Source organism: Paraburkholderia graminis (assembly GCF_003330785.1).
In the GTDB taxonomy this organism is placed as follows: domain Bacteria; phylum Pseudomonadota; class Gammaproteobacteria; order Burkholderiales; family Burkholderiaceae; genus Paraburkholderia; species Paraburkholderia graminis.
Window position 1 is genome coordinate 326,898 of sequence record NZ_CP024934.1, and the last position, 15,566, is coordinate 342,463.

Here is a 15,566-nt window from a genome sequence, read left to right on the forward strand (position 1 = left end):
AGGCGACAAGCATGACCGACACACCTGGCTCAACGCCGCCGTTTCCTGGCTTCCCTGGTTTTCCGCCCGCCGACATGCTCGAGAGCATGTGGGGCATGATGCGCCTGTCGCCGTTCGGCTCCGCGTTTTCGGGCGCGCAGCCGGGCGCGAGCCTCGGCCCATCGCTGTCGATGATGTCCGACATGATGGCGCCGCTCACCAATGTCGAGGAACTCGACAAGCGCATCACCGACATGCGCGCCGTCGAGCAGTGGCTCAAGCTGAACCTGAGCATGCTGCAGTCCGCGATTCAGGCGCTCGAGGTGCAGCGCGCGACGCTTGCGACGCTGCGTGCGTTCGGCGCGTTCGCGCAACAGTCGATGGCGCAGCCTGCGGCGGCGGCCGAGGCGAAGTCGCCGGCGCCCGCGCCGAGCCCGTCGGCGGCGAGCGGCTGGCCGAATTCGCCAGCGTCGGCTTCGGCCTCCAGTTCCGCGGAAAGCGCGAGCGCCGCTGAATCTGCGAGCGATGAGCAAGCCGAGCCCGCCACGCCGAGCTTCGATGCATCGGCATGGTGGAATCTGCTGCAATCGCAATTCAATCAGATCGCCCAGTTCGCGATGACGCAGCCAGCGGCCGGCGCAGCGGGTGCTGCCGGCGCGGCCACGAGCGGCGGCGCGCAGGCGGCATCGACGGAAGACCACCTGGACGAGGCGAGCGAAGCGGTAGGCGGCGCGACGGATGTGCCGCGTCCATCGCCGGCGGACGTTGCAGCGGCAGCCGCGGCGTCCGGTGGATCGAGCGGCAGCGCTGAGTCTGCCGCCAAGCGTCCCGCGGCGAAGCGCGCGCCGACCGCGACGAAGCGCACCGCCGCCGGCACCGGCAGCAACGCGTCGAAAGCGCCCAAAAAGTCACTGTAAGCACGCGCGCCGGACGGCGGCGCGCATCGACTGTCGGCGGCAAACAACAGCAGAAATCGCCGACTGTCACCGTTTTGTCCCCGATCGCCCGTCACACTCCGCCGATTGCGCGCGTCATTGAGACACGTCAAGCGGGCACCGGAATTGCGTCTGTTCCCGCGCGGGTTTGGGCAAATCAGCGTGCTATCATTGGAAGGTATTTGTTTGGCTTTTGGGCGTGCGCTGAAAAACAACCAATCCAGCCGCCCTTGCTCCATTCGCCGCCGGCAGGACCGGCGCAGGGCTGGACGGTGCGGTTTTCATCGCAGACTGGCTCGACCTCAGGCATAGGGTATCCCTCACCCACGGTTGGCCGCGCAGCGCGTAACGTTGAGCATGCAAATTTTGCGTTAGCCGCTCTTCGCGCAAGCGCCCGGACTTCTTCGCTGCCCGTGCATCCAGGCGGCCGGTTACCGCGTAAAATTGAAGCTTTGGCCGGCGAACGGCGCGGCATTCGGGCACAACGCCCGGTGCACCAGGTTCGTCGTCAGCAAGAGTGCTACACGTAGTAGTGACAGACACACACAGTATGTGCAGAACAGGGGTGGGACTATGAACACCATGCTTTATCCGGAACTTTATAAATCGCTCGAATCCGTTCGATGGGACATGGAGAAAGACATTCCCTGGGACAAGTTCGATGCATCGCTATTGACCGACGAGCAGGCCGCGACGATCAAGATGAACGCGATCACCGAATGGTCGGCGCTGCCCGCCACGGAAATGTTCTTGCGTGACAACCATCACGACAGCGATTTTTCCGCGTTCATGAGCGTGTGGTTCTTCGAAGAGCAAAAGCATTCGCTGGTGCTGATGGAATACCTGCGCCGCTTCAAGCCCGAAATGTGCCCCACCGAAGAAGAACTGCACGCCGTGCGCTTCGAATTCGATCCGGCGCCGCCGCTCGAAACGCTGATGCTGCACTTCTGCGGCGAAATCCGCCTGAATCACTGGTATCGCCGTGCGGCCGAATGGCACACCGAGCCGGTCATCAAGCACATCTACGAAACCATTTCGCGCGACGAAGCCCGGCATGGCGGCGCCTACCTGCGCTACATGAAGAAGGCGATGGTGCAAACCGGCGACATCGCGCGCGCTGCCTTTGCGAAGATCGGTGTGCTGATGGCGTCCGCGCGCCGCACCGAAAAGCCGCTGCATCCCACGAATCTGCACGTCAATCAGGCTCTGTTCCCGCGCGACACGATCCAGTCGCGTCTGCCCGACCCCGAATGGCTCGAGCGCTGGCTCGACGAGCAGATCCGTTTCGACGACGGTTGGGAAAAGAAGGTCGTCGAGCGCATTTTGCACAATCTGTCGCTGCTGTTCGAACGCACGTTCAACACCGCGCAGGAACTGAACCGCTATCGCAAGGAAGTGGTGGCGCGCCTGCAGGCCGACCAGAAATCGGCCGAACAGCCGGCTTAATGGCCGAGCGCTCGTAAGTTCCGGTTCGACGCTTCTGATTCGTAAAAAAGACGGCCCGGCAGGCATCAGCTTGCCGGGCCGTTCCGTTTCATGACTCAGTTCGATTCGCTCTATCTGACCGGCTTCATCAGGTTCTTTTTTGATCGGTTTTGCGTTCTCGATACGGCTCGCGGTGTATCGTGACGGCGCTCCTTCTGTCTCTTCCACATCCTCATGGCTGCCATTTTCGAACGCAAGATTCTCGCGCGCGACGCACTCGTCGCATTGCGCCCTTCACTGAAGTCGCCGGTCGTCTTTACGAACGGCGTGTTCGACATCCTGCATCGCGGGCATGTGACCTATCTCGCCGATGCCAAAGCCCAGGGCGCTTGCCTGATTGTCGGCGTGAATAGCGACGCGTCGGTGCGCATGCTCGGCAAGGGCGACGACCGTCCGATCAACAACGAAGCCGACCGCATGGCGCTGCTCGCGGCGCTGGAAAGCGTCGATTACGTGGTTTGCTTCACGGAAAAGACGCCGGTCGATCTTATCTCGGCGGTGCGTCCGGACGTGCTCGTGAAGGGCGGCGATTACGACATGGATGCGTTGCCGGAATCGGCCATCGTGCGTGGCTGGGGCGGTAAGGCGTTGGCGATTCCGTTCGAGCACGATCGCTCGACCACGGCGCTGCTCAACAAGGTTCGCACGCAGGGTTGAATGTGGCGCGCGGTTTCACCGTGCTTTATTGCGGTAACGCTGACGCCGCGATCGGCGCAGCCGGGGCCGGCGCGCCGACTACCGCCTGGTCGCCCGCCTCGGCGGCAGTGATCGGGCGCACCTTCAGCCCATCGGGATGCACTTCCCGGCTCAGATGATTGGGTTCCCGTCCGCTTGCGGTGGGCGTCGGACCGAATACGCCGCGCACCGCGACGAATGCCAGAAGGTTGGCTAGAAACAAAATGGCAATCAGCCAGCGCAGCATCGTTTGATTTTCCCATCTATAAGCTGAGTCAGTTTAGCCGCCGGTATCGCCGCTGCACCACGACATCGAGCCGTGCCGATGATATTCGACTGTGCTTCAAGCGCCGTGATCCGAAGCGCGCTCCGAAGCGATCAATGCGAGCCCGGATAAGACCAGCGAATCGTGGCGAGTATGCGGCACTTTCAACGCGCTCGCCACTTCGTCCGCCGCGCCGCCGCCGATCACAAGGCGCACCGGCACCTGCCATTCATCCTGCAAGTCGCGCCACATCCGTTCGACGAGACCCGCTTGCGCGAGCGTGCAACCGGCAGAGAGCGAACGCGGCGTGTCTGTCGCAAAGGACGGCCCGCGACGGGCCGCGTCCCGCGTGCCGCGAGCGTCGTCGTCGAGAAGGCCGCGCGCGGCGTCCGCGTCGAGCGTCGGCAATTGCGCCGTGTGCTCGCCGAGCGAGCGCATCATCAAGCTCCAGCCCGGCGCAATCAGTCCGCCGACGAAGCAGCCGTCCGCGCGCAACGCCTCGAGCGTGGTCGCAGTGCCGAACGTCGCGATCAGCAGATGCTCGCCCGGAAACGCCGCGTGCGCGCCGATCATGCCGGCCCAGCGGTCGCTGCCGAGCGCATGCGGCGTCGTGTAGCTGTTGGTCACGCCGCATTGGCGTTCGCGTGCGCGGATCGTGGTGAGCGGCAAGCCCGGCCACTGCGTGTGAACGAGTTCGGCGATGCGCGCCGCGACCGCATCGCCGGCGACATTCGATAACCACGCGCCGCCCGGCGCGGGCAGCTTTGACCACTCCGGCGAATCGCCATCCCCATGCGCAAGCGCCCCGGCCGCGATCTGCGCACCGTCCGCCGCCACCATCACCCATTTGACGCGGCTATTGCCCGCGTCGATCAAAAGATAAGGCGCGCCGCGCGTCATGCGGCACCGTCGGCGAGACGCAGCGACACGTCGCCGGTCGCGATGCTCTGCCGTCCCGCAGCCGTGTCGAGCAGCAACTGACCGCGTTCATCGACGCCCGCAGCCACGCCGCGCGTGACTTCCTGGCCTTGCTCGAGCAGCACGACCTCGCGGCCCGCGTACGCGTGCACCGCGTTCCAGCGCGCCTGGAAGGGCGCAAAACCTTCCGCGCCGAAGCGCTGCAACGCGGGTTCGAGCGCATTGAGTTCGGCGGCGAGCGTATCGGTGAGATTGGCGTTCGGCAGCGCGCGCTGCAACGCGGTCGGCGCCGTGCCGCGCGCCTGCGGCGGCGCGTCGGCGTTCAGCGCGCCGATCTTCGCGGCGAGTTCGTCGGCGCCCTTCACGTTCGTGCCGATGCCGATCACGACCGCGCTCGCGTGCTCCGTGCTCCACGCGGTTTCGATCAGAATTCCCGCGAGCTTGTCGCCTTCGAGCAGCACGTCGTTCGGCCACTTCAGCGCAATCTGGCCGGGGCCCGCGACCGGCAACGAACGCAATCCGTCGACGAGCGCAACACCCACCGCGAGGCTCAATCCCGCGAGCCCTTCGAGCGGACGCGGCAGCACACAGGCCACCGAAAACAGCAGCGCATTGCCCGGCTCCGCGTACCACGGACGGCCGCGCCGGCCGCGCCCGGCGGTCTGCAGATAAGCGACCCGCACGATCGGCCGCGGCAGCGCGCCCGCTTTGCGCGGCAGCGCCTTTACGCGCGACATCAGGTCGGCATTGGTCGAGCCGGTTTCCTCGACGATTTCGATCGGCCAGTCATGCGCATGCGCGCCGAAAAGCGCGACGGCGCGTTCACGGTCGATGCGCCAGTCAGCTGCGTTCGCGGCAGCGGCTGGACCTTGGGGCGGAGTGCGGGAAGCGTTCATGTCCCATATTGTAACGACAGCGAACCGCGCGAGGCCGCCCGCACGGTCGTTCCGCTGCGCCTTCGCTACAATGGCCGCTAATCCGATAACCAGATTGCAGCGATCCTTGAACTACGACACTCCGCCCGGCCTCGAAGTCGCGGCCGGCAGCCAAGGCAAGATCGTCCGGCTCTCGGGCCAGTGGACGGCGCTCGCGCTCGCGCGCGATCGCGCAACCGGACACGTGATCCCGCAACTGCGCTCGCTCGAGGGCGCCGAAGGCATCGGCCAGTGGGACCTGTCGCGTATCGACCGGATGGACCATGTGGGCGGCCAGGCGCTGTGGCGCGTGTGGGGCCACAGAATGCCGCCCGACACCGAGCTGACCGACACCCAGCGCGACATTTTCGAGCGCATCGCGTTGCTCGACACGGTTCGCGAGACGGCTGAACCGGTCGTCAGATTCGATCCGTTCACGCGGCTCGGCCTCGCGATTTTCTCGTTCTTCGAGCATCTGTACGGCGGCGTCGCGATGCTCGGGCGCGTCGTGCTCGATCTGCTCGCCATCGCGCGCAAGCCGGCCATCACGCCGTGGACGGAAATCTCCGCGAACATCTACAACGCCGGCACGAAGGCGCTGCCGATCACCGCGCTCGTCGCGTTCCTGATCGGCATCGTGTTGAGCTATCTGTCCGCGCAGCAACTGCGGCTCTTCGGCGCGAATCAGTACATCGTCAATATTCTCGGGCTTTCGGTGATCCGCGAACTCGGCCCCGTGCTGTCGGCGATTCTCGTGGCCGGCCGCTCGGGCTCGGCGATCACCGCGCAGATCGGCGTGATGCGCGTGACCGAGGAACTCGACGCGATGCGCGTGATGGGCATTCCACACGGCTTGCGGCTGATTCTGCCGCGCGTGATCGCGCTCGGCGTGGCGATGCCGCTGCTCGTGATGTGGACCGACATCATCGCGCTGACGGGCGGCGCAGTCGCCGCGAAGATCGTGCTCGGCATCGACATGAGCTACTTTGCGCGCGCGTTGCCGGGCGTCGTGCCGGTGGCGAATCTGTGGATCGGGCTCGGCAAGGGCGTCGCGTTCGGCATGCTGATCGCGATTGCCGGCTGTCATTTCGGGTTCCGTATCAAGGCGAATTCGCAGAGCCTCGGCGAGGGCACGACGACATCGGTGGTGACGTCGATCACGATCGTGATTCTCGCGGACGCCGTGTTCGCCATCCTGTTCCAGAACGTGGGGCTCGGATGATCGCGCCGCTCACTCAGGCCGTGCGCGGCCAGCCGATGCCTTCGATCGCCGAGCCGGTGATCGAGGTGATCGACGTCACCAAGCGCTATGGCCGCAACATCGTGCATCAGCATCTGAATCTCGACGTGCGGCGCGGCGAAATCCTGTCGATTGTCGGCGGTTCGGGATCGGGCAAGACCACGCTCGTGCGGCAGATTCTCGGCCTGGAGCGGCCGTCGTCGGGAACCATCAAGCTGTTCGGCGAGGACCTCGCGACCATTTCGCCCGAAACCGCGCTGCTGATGCGCAGCCGCTCCGGCATGCTGTTTCAGCGAGGCGCGCTGTTCTCGTCGCTGTCGGTGTTCGATAACGTCGCGCAGCCGGTGCGCGAACTCGGCAAGGTGCCCGAAGACCTGCTGCGCGACATTGTGATGCTGAAGCTCGAGATGGTCGGCCTGCCGTGCAAGCACGCGTCGAAAATGCCGTCGGCGCTGTCGGGCGGAATGATCAAGCGCGTCGGCATTGCCCGTGCGATCGCGCTCGAACCGGAGCTGCTGTTTCTCGACGAGCCGACGGCCGGCCTCGATCCTCAGGCGTCCGATGAGTTCGTCGAACTGATCTCGGCGCTGCATCGCGCGCTCGGCCTGACGGTCGTGATGGTCACGCACGACCTCGATACGATGGTCGCGCTGTCCACGCGCGTCGCGGTGCTCGCGGACCGCAAGGTGCTGGTCGCCGCGCCCGTTGAAGAAGCGGCGGGCGTCGATCATCCGTTTATCCGCGAATATTTTCTGGGCTTGCGCGGACGCCGCGCGTTGCAGGCGCTGCCGCCCGAGCGCCGTGCGAAGCTGCCGCGCGCGGCGCTCGAGCCGGCGTCGTCGGAATTGCCGCTGTGAAATTGCCGCTGTAAATCAGGGAACCTGGTAATGGAAAACAAATCACATGCGTTCTGGGCTGGGCTCTTCACGATCGTGCTGCTCGGCGCGATTGCCACGGCGGCATTTTTGTTCAATGTCGACCGCGCCGTGCGCGTGCCGTACGATCTGATTGCGCGCACCAACGTGACGGGCCTGTTTACCGACGCCGCCGTGCGCTATCGCGGGCTCGACGTCGGCAAGGTGCAGTCCATCAAGTTCGACCGCGCTCATCCTGGGCAGATCGTGATCCGCATTCTCGTCGACACGCATGCGCCGATCACGCATTCCACGTTCGGCAGTCTCGGTTTTCAGGGTGTGACCGGCATTGCGTTCATTCAGCTCGACGACACCGGGCGCGATCCGTCGCCGCTCGCTTCGTCGCCGAAACAGGTTGCGCAGTTGCCGATGCGTCCAGGCTTGCTCGATCAGTTGCAGCAACGCGGCGACGTGCTGCTGAAGAAGCTCGAAAAAGTCACGGACGACGTCGACAATCTGTTGTCGCAGGAAATGGTCGATCAGTTGCACGGCACGGCGGCCAGCATCCAGAAGGCCGCGGACGGCGTCGCCACGCTTACGCAGCAGATGGCGCCGGCGGCGGGCAAGTTGCCCGCGACCATCGACAAGCTGGACAGGACGCTCGTCTCGACCAACCAGTTGATCACGAGCTTGAACCGCCCCGATGGTCCGTTCGAGATGAACCTGAACAAGGTAGGCACCGCCGCACAGCAGGCGGGCGGCGCGCTGACGCAGATGAACGGCTCGTTGCAGGAACTGTCGGCGCGAGTCGGTTACGACACGCTGCCGCGCGTCAATTCGCTCGCCGAGGACGTGCGCTCGGCGGCGCGCTCGGTCGACCGGGCCGCCGATACGTTCAGCACCAGTCCGCGCAGCGTGTTCTTCGGTGCACCGACTGCGGCGCCTGGGCCCGGCGAGGCCGGCTTTACGTGGCCCGCCACGAGCGCCGGGAAATGAATCTGAAGGTTTGAAGAAAGGAAGATTGTCATGTCACGCTCCATTCACCGGTTGTTGTCCTCGCGCGTCACGCGTGCGGGTGCGGCGTGCGCGGCGCTCGTCGCCGTCGGTCTGCTGGCCGCGGGCTGCACGAGCACGCCGGCGGCGCTGTCGGACATCCGTTATGACTTCGGTCCGCCGAAGCCGGCATCGTCGGCGGGAACACAGCCGGCTGTCAAAGTGCTCGACGTGAGCGCGCCCGAAGTGCTGCGCTCCGACAAGCTCGTGTACCGGATCGGCTATGCGGACTCGCAGCAGGTCGCCGCGTACGCGAACAGCCATTGGACGATGCCGCCATCCGAGCTGCTCACGCAGCGTCTGCGCGGCGCGCTCAGTTCGCGCGGCACGGTGCTGACGGGCGCCGACGGCGTCCCGGCGCCGGTGCTGAAAGTCGATCTGAACGAGTTCGAGCAGGTTTTCGACAGCCAGGCGCAAAGCCATGCGGCAGTGACCGCGCGCGCCACGCTGACGCAGAACGGCAAGGTGATCGGCCAGCGCACTTTCATTTCGCGTGCGCCGTCCCGTTCCGCCGACGCCGCCGGCGGCGCGCAGGCGCTCGCCGCCGCCAGCGACGACCTCGTCGCGCAAATCGGCGCGTGGCTCGGCGTCCAGGCGCTGGTCGCCGCGCAATGACGTCCGCGCAGCGCACGCAACGGAGCGCTGCATGAGCGAACGATCCTGGCTGCGCCGCCCGTCGGTGCTCTCGCGGCAAGCGTTGGTGCTGTACACCGCGCTGATCGTCTACGGTTCGTGGTATCCGTTTTCGGGCTGGCGTTCGCTCGGCCTCGGTCCGTTGGCGTACCTGTCGGACCCGATGCCGCAGTACCTCACGGCGTTCGACGTCGTCACGAATGTGCTCGGCTATATGCCGTTCGGCGCGCTGATGGTGCTCGCGCTTTACCCGCGCTGGCGCGGACCGCTCGCGGTTGCGCTCGCGTTCGTGCTGGGCGGACTGCTGTCGGGCGTGATGGAAGCCGTGCAAACCTATCTGCCGACGCGCGTCGCTTCCAACCTCGATCTCGCGGCCAACGCGCTCGGCGCGCTGCTCGGCGCGGCGATCATGTCGCCCGCCACCGGCGCGCTGCTCGACCGCGGCTTGCTGCGGCGTTTGCGGCTCATGTGGTTCGAGCGCGACAGCGCGGCGCTCGCGTGTCTCGTAACGGCATGGCCGTTTGCGACGATGTATCCGTCGCCGCGTCTGTTCGGACTCGGCAACTGGCCGCGTGCGTTGTGGACACGGTTCGATTCGACGACGCAGGACGCGCTCTTCGCGTGGGCGCCGGCCGGCTGGCACGTCGGCACATGGCCGGCGTGGGTCGCCGCGTGGTTGCCGGACGACGGCTGGGAAGCGCTCATTACGACGCTCAATCTGTTCGCCGCGCTGGCGCTCGCGTCGCTAACGGTGCGCCGGCATGCGCCGCGCGTGCGGCTGCTGCTGCTGTTCATCGTCGTGGCTTTGGGCGTGAAGGCGGGCGCGACGTTTCTGCAATCGCAATCCGGCCTCGCGTTCGATTGGGCGACGCCCGGCGCGCTCGCGGGGCTCGGCTGCGGCGCGCTGCTCGGGCTTGCCGCGCTGCGTCTCACGCGCAGCGCGCGAGCGGGGCTGGCCGCCAGTGCGCTCGTCGTGACGCTGGTGTTCGTCAATCTGCTGCCGGTGAATCCTTATTTCGACGTCGTGCTGGCCGACTGGCGGCAAGGACGGTATCTGCACTTCAACGGCCTCGCGCGCTGGCTCGCGTGGGTCTGGCCTTATGCGGCGCTGGTGTGGCTCGCGTTTGTCGTCGAACGCGTGTGGTTGGGGCGGCGCACGCGGCGCGCTTGAGGGCGGGGGCGGGATGCGTGTGGCGGGGTGGGGCTTGCCCGCTCGCTATAATTGTTTGCTACGGGCGGTCGGCAAGAGGCTCTCGGCTCGGTCGTCCGCACCCCAACAGCAATTGCCCGCCGCTACGATCAGCGAACAAAACCTCGCGCCGCTGCGCCGAACGGCGTTCTGCTGCACTATTGCCCTTCCGACAGTCTCCCTCTGCGTACATCATGGATTCCTTCTACAAGTATCACGTCTTCTTTTGCCTGAATCAGCGCGAGCCGGGCGCGGAGCGGCCGAGCTGCGCGAATTGCAACGCGCAGGCCATGCAGGAGCACGCAAAAAAGCGCGTCAAGAAACTCGGCCTCGCGGGGCCCGGCCAGGTGCGCATCAACAAGGCCGGCTGTCTCGACCGCTGCGAGCTGGGTCCGACGCTCGTGGTCTATCCGGAGGGCGTCTGGTACACGTACGTGGATGAAAGCGACATCGACGAAATCGTGGACTCCCATCTCGCGAACGGCAAAATCGTAGAGCGTCTGAAGATCGATCAATAAGCGCCGCCATGAACGTACACACCAAGAAGTATCTGATCGACGGCCCGGTCGGCAAGATCGAGGTCGCGCTGGACCTGCCCGACGAAGCGCGCGAAAACGGCGCCGCGCCGCGCGGCATTGCGCTCGTCGCGCATCCGCATCCGCTCTTCGGCGGAACGATGGACAACAAGGTCGCGCAGACGCTCGCGCGCACGCTCGTCCAGTTGAACTACGTGACGTATCGCTCGAATTTTCGCGGCGTCGGGCAAACGCAAGGTGAACACGACGCCGGCATCGGCGAGCGCGACGATCTGCGCGCCGTGCTCGATCACATGCGCGCGCAGCCGGGGCACGAAGACCTGCCGCTCGTGCTGGCGGGTTTCTCATTCGGCACGTTCGTGTTGTCGCACGTGGCCGCGAAGCTGCGCGACGAAGGCCAGGCCATCGAGCGCATGGTGTTCGTGGGCACCGCGGCGAGCCGCTGGGAAGTCGCGCCGGTGCCGGAAAACACGCTGCTGATTCACGGCGAAACCGACGATACCGTTCCCATTCAATCGGTTTACGACTGGGCGCGGCCGCAGGAATTGCCGGTCGTCGTGATTCCGGGCGCGGAGCATTTCCTGCATCGCAAGCTGCACATTCTGAAGCGGATCATCGTCGACGCATGGCGTTGATGCGGCGGGCGCCGCGCGTTTTCCGGGGTACAGGTACGCGAAAACGCACAATTAATCGCCTGCCACTACGCGAAGTTACCCGAGCAGCGCGCGTATAATGGGCGCTCTTTTTTGGGCGCAGCACGGCTTGTGCGGCAGTTCGCGCGACGCGTAGCTTCTTTTCACGCGCGCAGCGGTGCCGCCTGCAAGTGTGCTGCGCGAACCGATCGCGTGGCCGGAAGTCCAATGGGCGCCCGCGCCGTTACGCTTGATGTTGTTGCGGCCCGACGCTCGCCGACCGGCTCTTCCCACTCTGCGCCCTGCGCGTTGTATTTTTCTGCACGAACCGACCCTATGCGTTTTTCGACCTCCGGCCGCCTGTCTTTCCCCTCTGTTGCATCCTTTGTTCCTTCCACGCCAGCCCGCGCATTCGCGCTCGGCGTCGTGCTGCCCGCAACGCTCGTGGCCAGCACCGCGTTCGCGCAAGTGCCGCCGCCGGCGGTGAACGCGCGCTCGTGGGTGCTCGTCGACGCGACCAGCAATCAGGTGCTCGCGTCGGGCAATCCCGACGAACGCGTGGAACCCGCTTCGCTCACGAAGCTGATGACCGCGTATCTCGTCTTCGAAGCATTGCAGACGAAAAAGATCACGATGGACCAGACGGTGACGCCGGGCGAAGCGGTGCGCCGCGTGCGCACGGACGAATCGCGCATGTTCATCGAGGCGAACAAGCCCGTCACTGTGCACGATCTGGTGTACGGCATGATCGTGCAGTCGGGCAACGACGCAGCGATCGCGCTGGCCGAACTGGTCGGCGGCAGCGAGTCGCAGTTCGTCAACATGATGAACACCGAGGCGCAGCGCCTCGGCATGAAGCACACGCATTTCGCCGACGTGAACGGCATGCCCGACCCGCAGCACTACACGACCGCGGGCGACCTCGCGGTGCTGTCGGCGCGTCTGATTCGCGACTTCCCTGACTACTACAACATCTTCTCGGTCAAGGATTTCACGTACAACAAGATCAAGCAGCCGAACCGCAATCGTCTCTTGTGGATCGACCCGACGGTGGACGGCCTGAAGACCGGCCACACGCAGGCCGCCGGCTACTGCCTCATCGCAAGCGCGAAGCGTTCGCTGCCGGGCACGCCGGACGCATCGCGCCGGCTCGTCTCCGTGATGATGGGCGAGACCAAGGAACACGACCGCGTGCAGGACAGCCTGAAGATGCTGAACTACGGCTACTCCGCGTACGACACGGCGCGCCTCTACAAGGCGAATCAGGTGGTCGGCACGCCGCGCGTCTACAAGGGTGCGCAGGATACGGTGCAGATCGGCGTGAAGAGCGATCAGTACATCACCGTGCCGAAGGGCATGGCCGACAAGGTCAAGCCGCAGATCGAGCAGATCGATCCGCTGATCGCGCCGATCGCCAACGGTCAGCAGGTCGGCACCGCCAAGCTGGTTGCCGACGGCAAGGTGCTCGCGCAATTCCCGGTGGTCGCATTGCAGGCCGTGCCGCAGGCCGGCGTGGTGGGCCGCGTGTGGGATTCGCTGATGCTCATGTTCAACAAGAAAAAGTAAAGACCTGACTGCGATGACCGCTCTTCCCGATGTTTCGCTCGAACCGATCGTTTATCTGAACGGCGAAGTGGTGCCGTTGTCCGAAGCGCGCGTGCCGGTTCTCGACCGCGGCTTTATTTTCGGCGACGGCATTTACGAAGTCGCGCCGCTGTATGCGCGCGCGAGCGGCCGCTTGGCGTTCCGCTTCGAGCATCACCTGGCGCGCCTTGCGCGTTCGCTCGAGAAGATCGGCATCGCCAATCCGTTGGACAATGCCGGCTGGCGCGCGCTGATCGAGCGCGTGACCGCGGCGAACGAAGCCGAGGCCGGCCTCGCCGCCGACCAGGACGCGATTGCGTACATCCAGATCACGCGTGGCGTCGCGAAGCGCGCTCACGCGTTTCCCGCAGGCATCCAGCCGACGGTGTTCGTGATGGTCACGCCGCTCACTCTGCCGGGCGCCGCACAGCGCGCGGCGGGCGTGCGCTGCGTGAGCGCCGAGGATCGCCGCTGGCTTCATTGCGACATCAAGTCCGTTTCGCTGCTCGGCAACGTGCTGATGGCGCAATACGCAGCCGAAAACGATGCGCTCGAAACCATCCAGTTCCGTGATGGCGTGCTGACCGAAGGGTCGTCGTCGAATGTGTGGGTGGTGAAGAACGGCGTGCTGGCCGCGCCGCCGCGCAGCCACAAGATTCTCGAAGGCATCCGTTATGGGCTGATCGAGGAACTCGCGGCGCAATGCGGCATTCGCTTCGAAGTGCGCGAGATCGCCGAAGCCGAGGTGCGCGCTGCCGACGAAATCCTGATCAGTTCCGCGACCAAGGAAGTGCTGCCCGTCACGCAGCTCGACGGCAAGCCGGTCGGCGACGGCAAGCCGGGCGCGGTGTTTGCGGCGCTGTATGCGGCGTATCAGCGAGCCAAGGCAGAACAGGCGTGAGCGGCAAGGAGCAAGCCATGAATCCGGCGGAAGAATCACTTATTGAGTATCCGTGCGATTTCCCGATCAAGATCATGGGTAAATCGCATCCCGAGTTCGCCGAGACGATCGTCTCGGTGGTCCGGCAGTTCGATAGCGAAGTCGACGCATCGCGCGTCGAAACGCGTCCGTCGAGCGGCGGCAACTACACCGGACTGACGGTGACCGTGCGTGCGATCAGCCGCACGCAGCTCGACGACATTTATCGCGCGCTGACCGGACATCCGATGGTCAAGGTGGTGCTTTAAGTTTTACGCGCCGGTTGGTGCCGCGTTAGGGCGCGACGCGCAATGCGTTCGCGTTCGCCGTCCCGCCGGTGCTTGTTGCGTTTGCGGCATCTTCAGCGTTCTTGCTTGCGACACGCGCCGCCGGCCCGGCCTCGCAGACCTGGTCGAAAAGCAGCTTGAACCGCCCCACCTCCCCGAACACCCAGTCCCGGAACGCCTTCACCCTCGCGGTTTCCAGCATCTGCGGCGTGCAGATGAAGTAGTACTGCCACGGGCTCGGCCCATCCACGTCGAAAAGCCGCACGAGGCGGCCCGCGGCGATCTCGTGCATCGCCAGCGAGCGGCGTGTGAGCGCGATGCCCTGACCGTCGATAGCCGCCTGCAACAGATTCGACGAATCCTGATACAGCACGCCGCGTTTCGGCTCCGGCCAGTCGGTGAGTCCGGCGGCGTCGAACCACGGACGCCACAGTTCGTCGTCGGAACGCAGCAGCGGCAGATTGGCCAGATCGGCCGGCGTTTTGGGCAGCTTCCCGCCGTTGAAATTCGGCGCGCAAGCCGGGAAGAAGATTTCCTCCAGCAGCAGCTCGGAATACAGGCCCGCATATTTGCCGTAGCCGAAACGGATTGCCACGTCGACGTCGTCGCGCGCGAAGTCCGTCAACGCGTTGGTGGACAGCAGTTCCAGGTCCCACTGCGGATGCGCCTCGATAAAGCTGCCGATGCGCGGCGTCACCCAGCGCGCGGCAAACGACGACAGCATCGACACCACCAGCCGCCGTTCGCGGTCGCCGGCGCGAATTTCGCGCGTGGCGTCGGACAGCGCGGTGAGCGCCGTGCGCACGTGGCTGGCGTAGCGCCTGCCGGTTTCGGTGAGCCGCACGCGCTTGCCGTCGCGCGCAAAGAGCGACACGCCAAGCTCGGCCTCGAGCGCCCGGATCTGATGGCTGACCGCGCCGTGGGTGACGAAAAGCTCGTCCGCGGCGCGCGAAAAGCTTTCGTGGCGGGCGGCCGCCTCAAAGGCCTTGATCGCATTCAGTGGTGGAAGATGGCGCAGCTCCATCGCAATTTTTCTCACATAGAGGTGAAAATTGATCGTTTTGCGTAAGCCCTTGCTACGCCTACGATTGTAGCCATGAAACGACTTTTGGCGAGGGCATCATGCGAGAAATATCCTCTAGCATCGCGTATGAAATTCATAGCGGCGAAACGCTGCCCCTGAAGGTGGCGCGCAGCACCAAGCTGGTCGTGCGTGGCGGCGCGGTGTGGGTGACGCGCAGCGACGATACCGAAGACTACTGGCTGCAGCCCGGCCACACGCTGAGATTGCGGCGCGGCGAACGGCTGTGGCTGAGCGCCGAGGGCACGCCCCGCGCGACGGTCGCGTTTTCGGTGCCGACGCGTTGCGACGAGCGCGCGCTGAACTGGTTTGCGCGCATCGGCGAGCGCCTCGCGGCGCGGATGCGTGGAGGCTGGCGCACCGTTTGACGGCGGACGCCGCGGCGCG

General features: G+C 65.4%; 18 protein-coding genes. 14 read left to right on the forward strand and 4 right to left on the reverse strand.

The genetic code is table 11. From position 1 onward, the window contains the following. The first annotated feature begins 11 nt into the window (after window positions 1-11). From CUJ91_RS01415 to rfaE2, 3 genes are all read left to right on the forward strand, one after another. Complete coding sequence (locus CUJ91_RS01415) at window positions 12-896, forward strand: PhaM family polyhydroxyalkanoate granule multifunctional regulatory protein (RefSeq protein WP_114155738.1); 885 nt, start codon at window positions 12-14, stop codon at window positions 894-896. Window positions 897-1,487: 591 nt separating this feature from the next. Continuing rightward, window positions 1,488-2,360 (forward strand): ferritin family protein, encoded by an 873-nt coding sequence (locus CUJ91_RS01420; RefSeq protein WP_006048129.1) that lies wholly within the window; start codon window positions 1,488-1,490, stop codon window positions 2,358-2,360. 213 nt (window positions 2,361-2,573) lie between these two features. Continuing rightward, entirely contained in the window at window positions 2,574-3,056 is a 483-nt protein-coding gene (rfaE2, locus tag CUJ91_RS01425; RefSeq protein WP_006048128.1) for a D-glycero-beta-D-manno-heptose 1-phosphate adenylyltransferase, read from the forward strand. Between the two features lie 25 nt (window positions 3,057-3,081). Here rfaE2 and CUJ91_RS01430 read toward each other — a convergent pair whose 3' ends face one another. The 3 genes from CUJ91_RS01430 to CUJ91_RS01440 all read right to left on the reverse strand — a co-directional run bounded on the left by CUJ91_RS01430 (window position 3,082) and on the right by CUJ91_RS01440 (window position 5,153). Then, entirely contained in the window at window positions 3,082-3,321 is a 240-nt protein-coding gene (locus CUJ91_RS01430; RefSeq protein ID WP_006048127.1) for a hypothetical protein, read from the reverse strand. Window positions 3,322-3,417: 96 nt separating this feature from the next. Further along, a complete protein-coding gene (locus tag CUJ91_RS01435) occupies window positions 3,418-4,239 on the reverse strand; it encodes a type III pantothenate kinase (protein WP_114155739.1) in 822 nt (273 codons plus the stop codon). Beyond that, window positions 4,236-5,153, reverse strand: a complete 918-nt coding sequence (locus CUJ91_RS01440; protein ID WP_006048125.1) for a biotin--[acetyl-CoA-carboxylase] ligase — start codon at window positions 5,151-5,153, stop codon at window positions 4,236-4,238. Before CUJ91_RS01440 ends, CUJ91_RS01435 begins: the two co-directional genes overlap by 4 nt. 106 nt (window positions 5,154-5,259) lie before the next feature. Here CUJ91_RS01440 and CUJ91_RS01445 point away from each other — a divergent pair, with 106 nt between their 5' ends. The 10 genes from CUJ91_RS01445 (at window position 5,260) to CUJ91_RS01490 (ending at window position 14,080) form a co-directional block, all read left to right on the forward strand. Continuing rightward, the gene (locus CUJ91_RS01445; protein ID WP_029969629.1) at window positions 5,260-6,393 is read left to right on the forward strand and encodes an MlaE family ABC transporter permease; all 1,134 of its coding nucleotides are present in this window, start codon (window positions 5,260-5,262) and stop codon (window positions 6,391-6,393) included. Continuing rightward, window positions 6,390-7,268, forward strand: coding sequence for an ABC transporter ATP-binding protein (locus tag CUJ91_RS01450; RefSeq protein ID WP_029969630.1), 879 nt, complete (start codon window positions 6,390-6,392; stop codon window positions 7,266-7,268). Before CUJ91_RS01445 ends, CUJ91_RS01450 begins: the two co-directional genes overlap by 4 nt. A 30-nt stretch (window positions 7,269-7,298) precedes the next feature. Further along, window positions 7,299-8,261 (forward strand): MlaD family protein, encoded by a 963-nt coding sequence (locus CUJ91_RS01455; protein WP_114155740.1) that lies wholly within the window; start codon window positions 7,299-7,301, stop codon window positions 8,259-8,261. Window positions 8,262-8,291: 30 nt separating this feature from the next. Then, the gene (locus CUJ91_RS01460) at window positions 8,292-8,933 is read left to right on the forward strand and encodes an ABC-type transport auxiliary lipoprotein family protein (RefSeq protein WP_029969633.1); all 642 of its coding nucleotides are present in this window, start codon (window positions 8,292-8,294) and stop codon (window positions 8,931-8,933) included. 31 nt (window positions 8,934-8,964) lie between these two features. Next, the gene (locus CUJ91_RS01465; RefSeq protein WP_114155741.1) at window positions 8,965-10,122 is read left to right on the forward strand and encodes a VanZ family protein; all 1,158 of its coding nucleotides are present in this window, start codon (window positions 8,965-8,967) and stop codon (window positions 10,120-10,122) included. Window positions 10,123-10,334: 212 nt separating this feature from the next. Continuing rightward, complete coding sequence (locus CUJ91_RS01470; RefSeq protein ID WP_006048118.1) at window positions 10,335-10,658, forward strand: (2Fe-2S) ferredoxin domain-containing protein; 324 nt, start codon at window positions 10,335-10,337, stop codon at window positions 10,656-10,658. A gap of 8 nt (window positions 10,659-10,666) precedes the next feature. After that, on the forward strand, window positions 10,667-11,311 hold the full coding sequence (locus CUJ91_RS01475; protein ID WP_114155742.1) for an alpha/beta hydrolase: 645 nt from the start codon (window positions 10,667-10,669) through the stop codon (window positions 11,309-11,311). A 333-nt stretch (window positions 11,312-11,644) separates the two neighbouring features. Continuing rightward, window positions 11,645-12,874: a D-alanyl-D-alanine carboxypeptidase family protein gene (locus tag CUJ91_RS01480; protein ID WP_006048116.1), complete on the forward strand. Its 1,230-nt coding sequence runs from the start codon at window positions 11,645-11,647 to the stop codon at window positions 12,872-12,874. Window positions 12,875-12,887: 13 nt separating this feature from the next. Then, complete coding sequence (locus CUJ91_RS01485) at window positions 12,888-13,793, forward strand: D-amino acid aminotransferase (protein ID WP_114155743.1); 906 nt, start codon at window positions 12,888-12,890, stop codon at window positions 13,791-13,793. 17 nt (window positions 13,794-13,810) lie between these two features. Then, window positions 13,811-14,080 (forward strand): HP0495 family protein, encoded by a 270-nt coding sequence (locus CUJ91_RS01490; RefSeq protein ID WP_006048114.1) that lies wholly within the window; start codon window positions 13,811-13,813, stop codon window positions 14,078-14,080. A 25-nt stretch (window positions 14,081-14,105) separates the two neighbouring features. On the opposite strand, the gene CUJ91_RS01495 is transcribed toward CUJ91_RS01490, so the two are convergent. Continuing rightward, the gene (locus CUJ91_RS01495) at window positions 14,106-15,122 is read right to left on the reverse strand and encodes a transcriptional regulator GcvA (protein ID WP_114155744.1); all 1,017 of its coding nucleotides are present in this window, start codon (window positions 15,120-15,122) and stop codon (window positions 14,106-14,108) included. Between the two features lie 98 nt (window positions 15,123-15,220). Here CUJ91_RS01495 and CUJ91_RS01500 point away from each other — a divergent pair, with 98 nt between their 5' ends. After that, the gene (locus tag CUJ91_RS01500; protein WP_029969638.1) at window positions 15,221-15,547 is read left to right on the forward strand and encodes a DUF2917 domain-containing protein; all 327 of its coding nucleotides are present in this window, start codon (window positions 15,221-15,223) and stop codon (window positions 15,545-15,547) included. Window positions 15,548-15,566 lie beyond the last annotated feature (19 nt).

Excerpts from the sequence above, each read along its gene's own strand:
- CUJ91_RS01415 (WP_114155738.1), top strand. The coding sequence starts at position 12 with ATGACCGACACACCTGGCTCAACGCCGCCGTTTCCTGGCTTCCCTGGT.
- CUJ91_RS01420 (WP_006048129.1), top strand. The coding sequence starts at position 1,488 with ATGAACACCATGCTTTATCCGGAACTTTATAAATCGCTCGAATCCGTT.
- rfaE2 (WP_006048128.1), top strand. The coding sequence starts at position 2,574 with ATGGCTGCCATTTTCGAACGCAAGATTCTCGCGCGCGACGCACTCGTC.
- CUJ91_RS01430 (WP_006048127.1), bottom strand. The coding sequence starts at position 3,321 with ATGCTGCGCTGGCTGATTGCCATTTTGTTTCTAGCCAACCTTCTGGCA.
- CUJ91_RS01435 (WP_114155739.1), bottom strand. The coding sequence starts at position 4,239 with ATGACGCGCGGCGCGCCTTATCTTTTGATCGACGCGGGCAATAGCCGC.
- CUJ91_RS01440 (WP_006048125.1), bottom strand. The coding sequence starts at position 5,153 with ATGAACGCTTCCCGCACTCCGCCCCAAGGTCCAGCCGCTGCCGCGAAC.
- CUJ91_RS01450 (WP_029969630.1), top strand. The coding sequence starts at position 6,390 with ATGATCGCGCCGCTCACTCAGGCCGTGCGCGGCCAGCCGATGCCTTCG.
- CUJ91_RS01455 (WP_114155740.1), top strand. The coding sequence starts at position 7,299 with ATGGAAAACAAATCACATGCGTTCTGGGCTGGGCTCTTCACGATCGTG.
- CUJ91_RS01460 (WP_029969633.1), top strand. The coding sequence starts at position 8,292 with ATGTCACGCTCCATTCACCGGTTGTTGTCCTCGCGCGTCACGCGTGCG.
- CUJ91_RS01465 (WP_114155741.1), top strand. The coding sequence starts at position 8,965 with ATGAGCGAACGATCCTGGCTGCGCCGCCCGTCGGTGCTCTCGCGGCAA.
- CUJ91_RS01470 (WP_006048118.1), top strand. The coding sequence starts at position 10,335 with ATGGATTCCTTCTACAAGTATCACGTCTTCTTTTGCCTGAATCAGCGC.
- CUJ91_RS01475 (WP_114155742.1), top strand. The coding sequence starts at position 10,667 with ATGAACGTACACACCAAGAAGTATCTGATCGACGGCCCGGTCGGCAAG.
- CUJ91_RS01480 (WP_006048116.1), top strand. The coding sequence starts at position 11,645 with ATGCGTTTTTCGACCTCCGGCCGCCTGTCTTTCCCCTCTGTTGCATCC.
- CUJ91_RS01485 (WP_114155743.1), top strand. The coding sequence starts at position 12,888 with ATGACCGCTCTTCCCGATGTTTCGCTCGAACCGATCGTTTATCTGAAC.
- CUJ91_RS01490 (WP_006048114.1), top strand. The coding sequence starts at position 13,811 with ATGAATCCGGCGGAAGAATCACTTATTGAGTATCCGTGCGATTTCCCG.
- CUJ91_RS01495 (WP_114155744.1), bottom strand. The coding sequence starts at position 15,122 with ATGGAGCTGCGCCATCTTCCACCACTGAATGCGATCAAGGCCTTTGAG.
- CUJ91_RS01500 (WP_029969638.1), top strand. The coding sequence starts at position 15,221 with ATGCGAGAAATATCCTCTAGCATCGCGTATGAAATTCATAGCGGCGAA.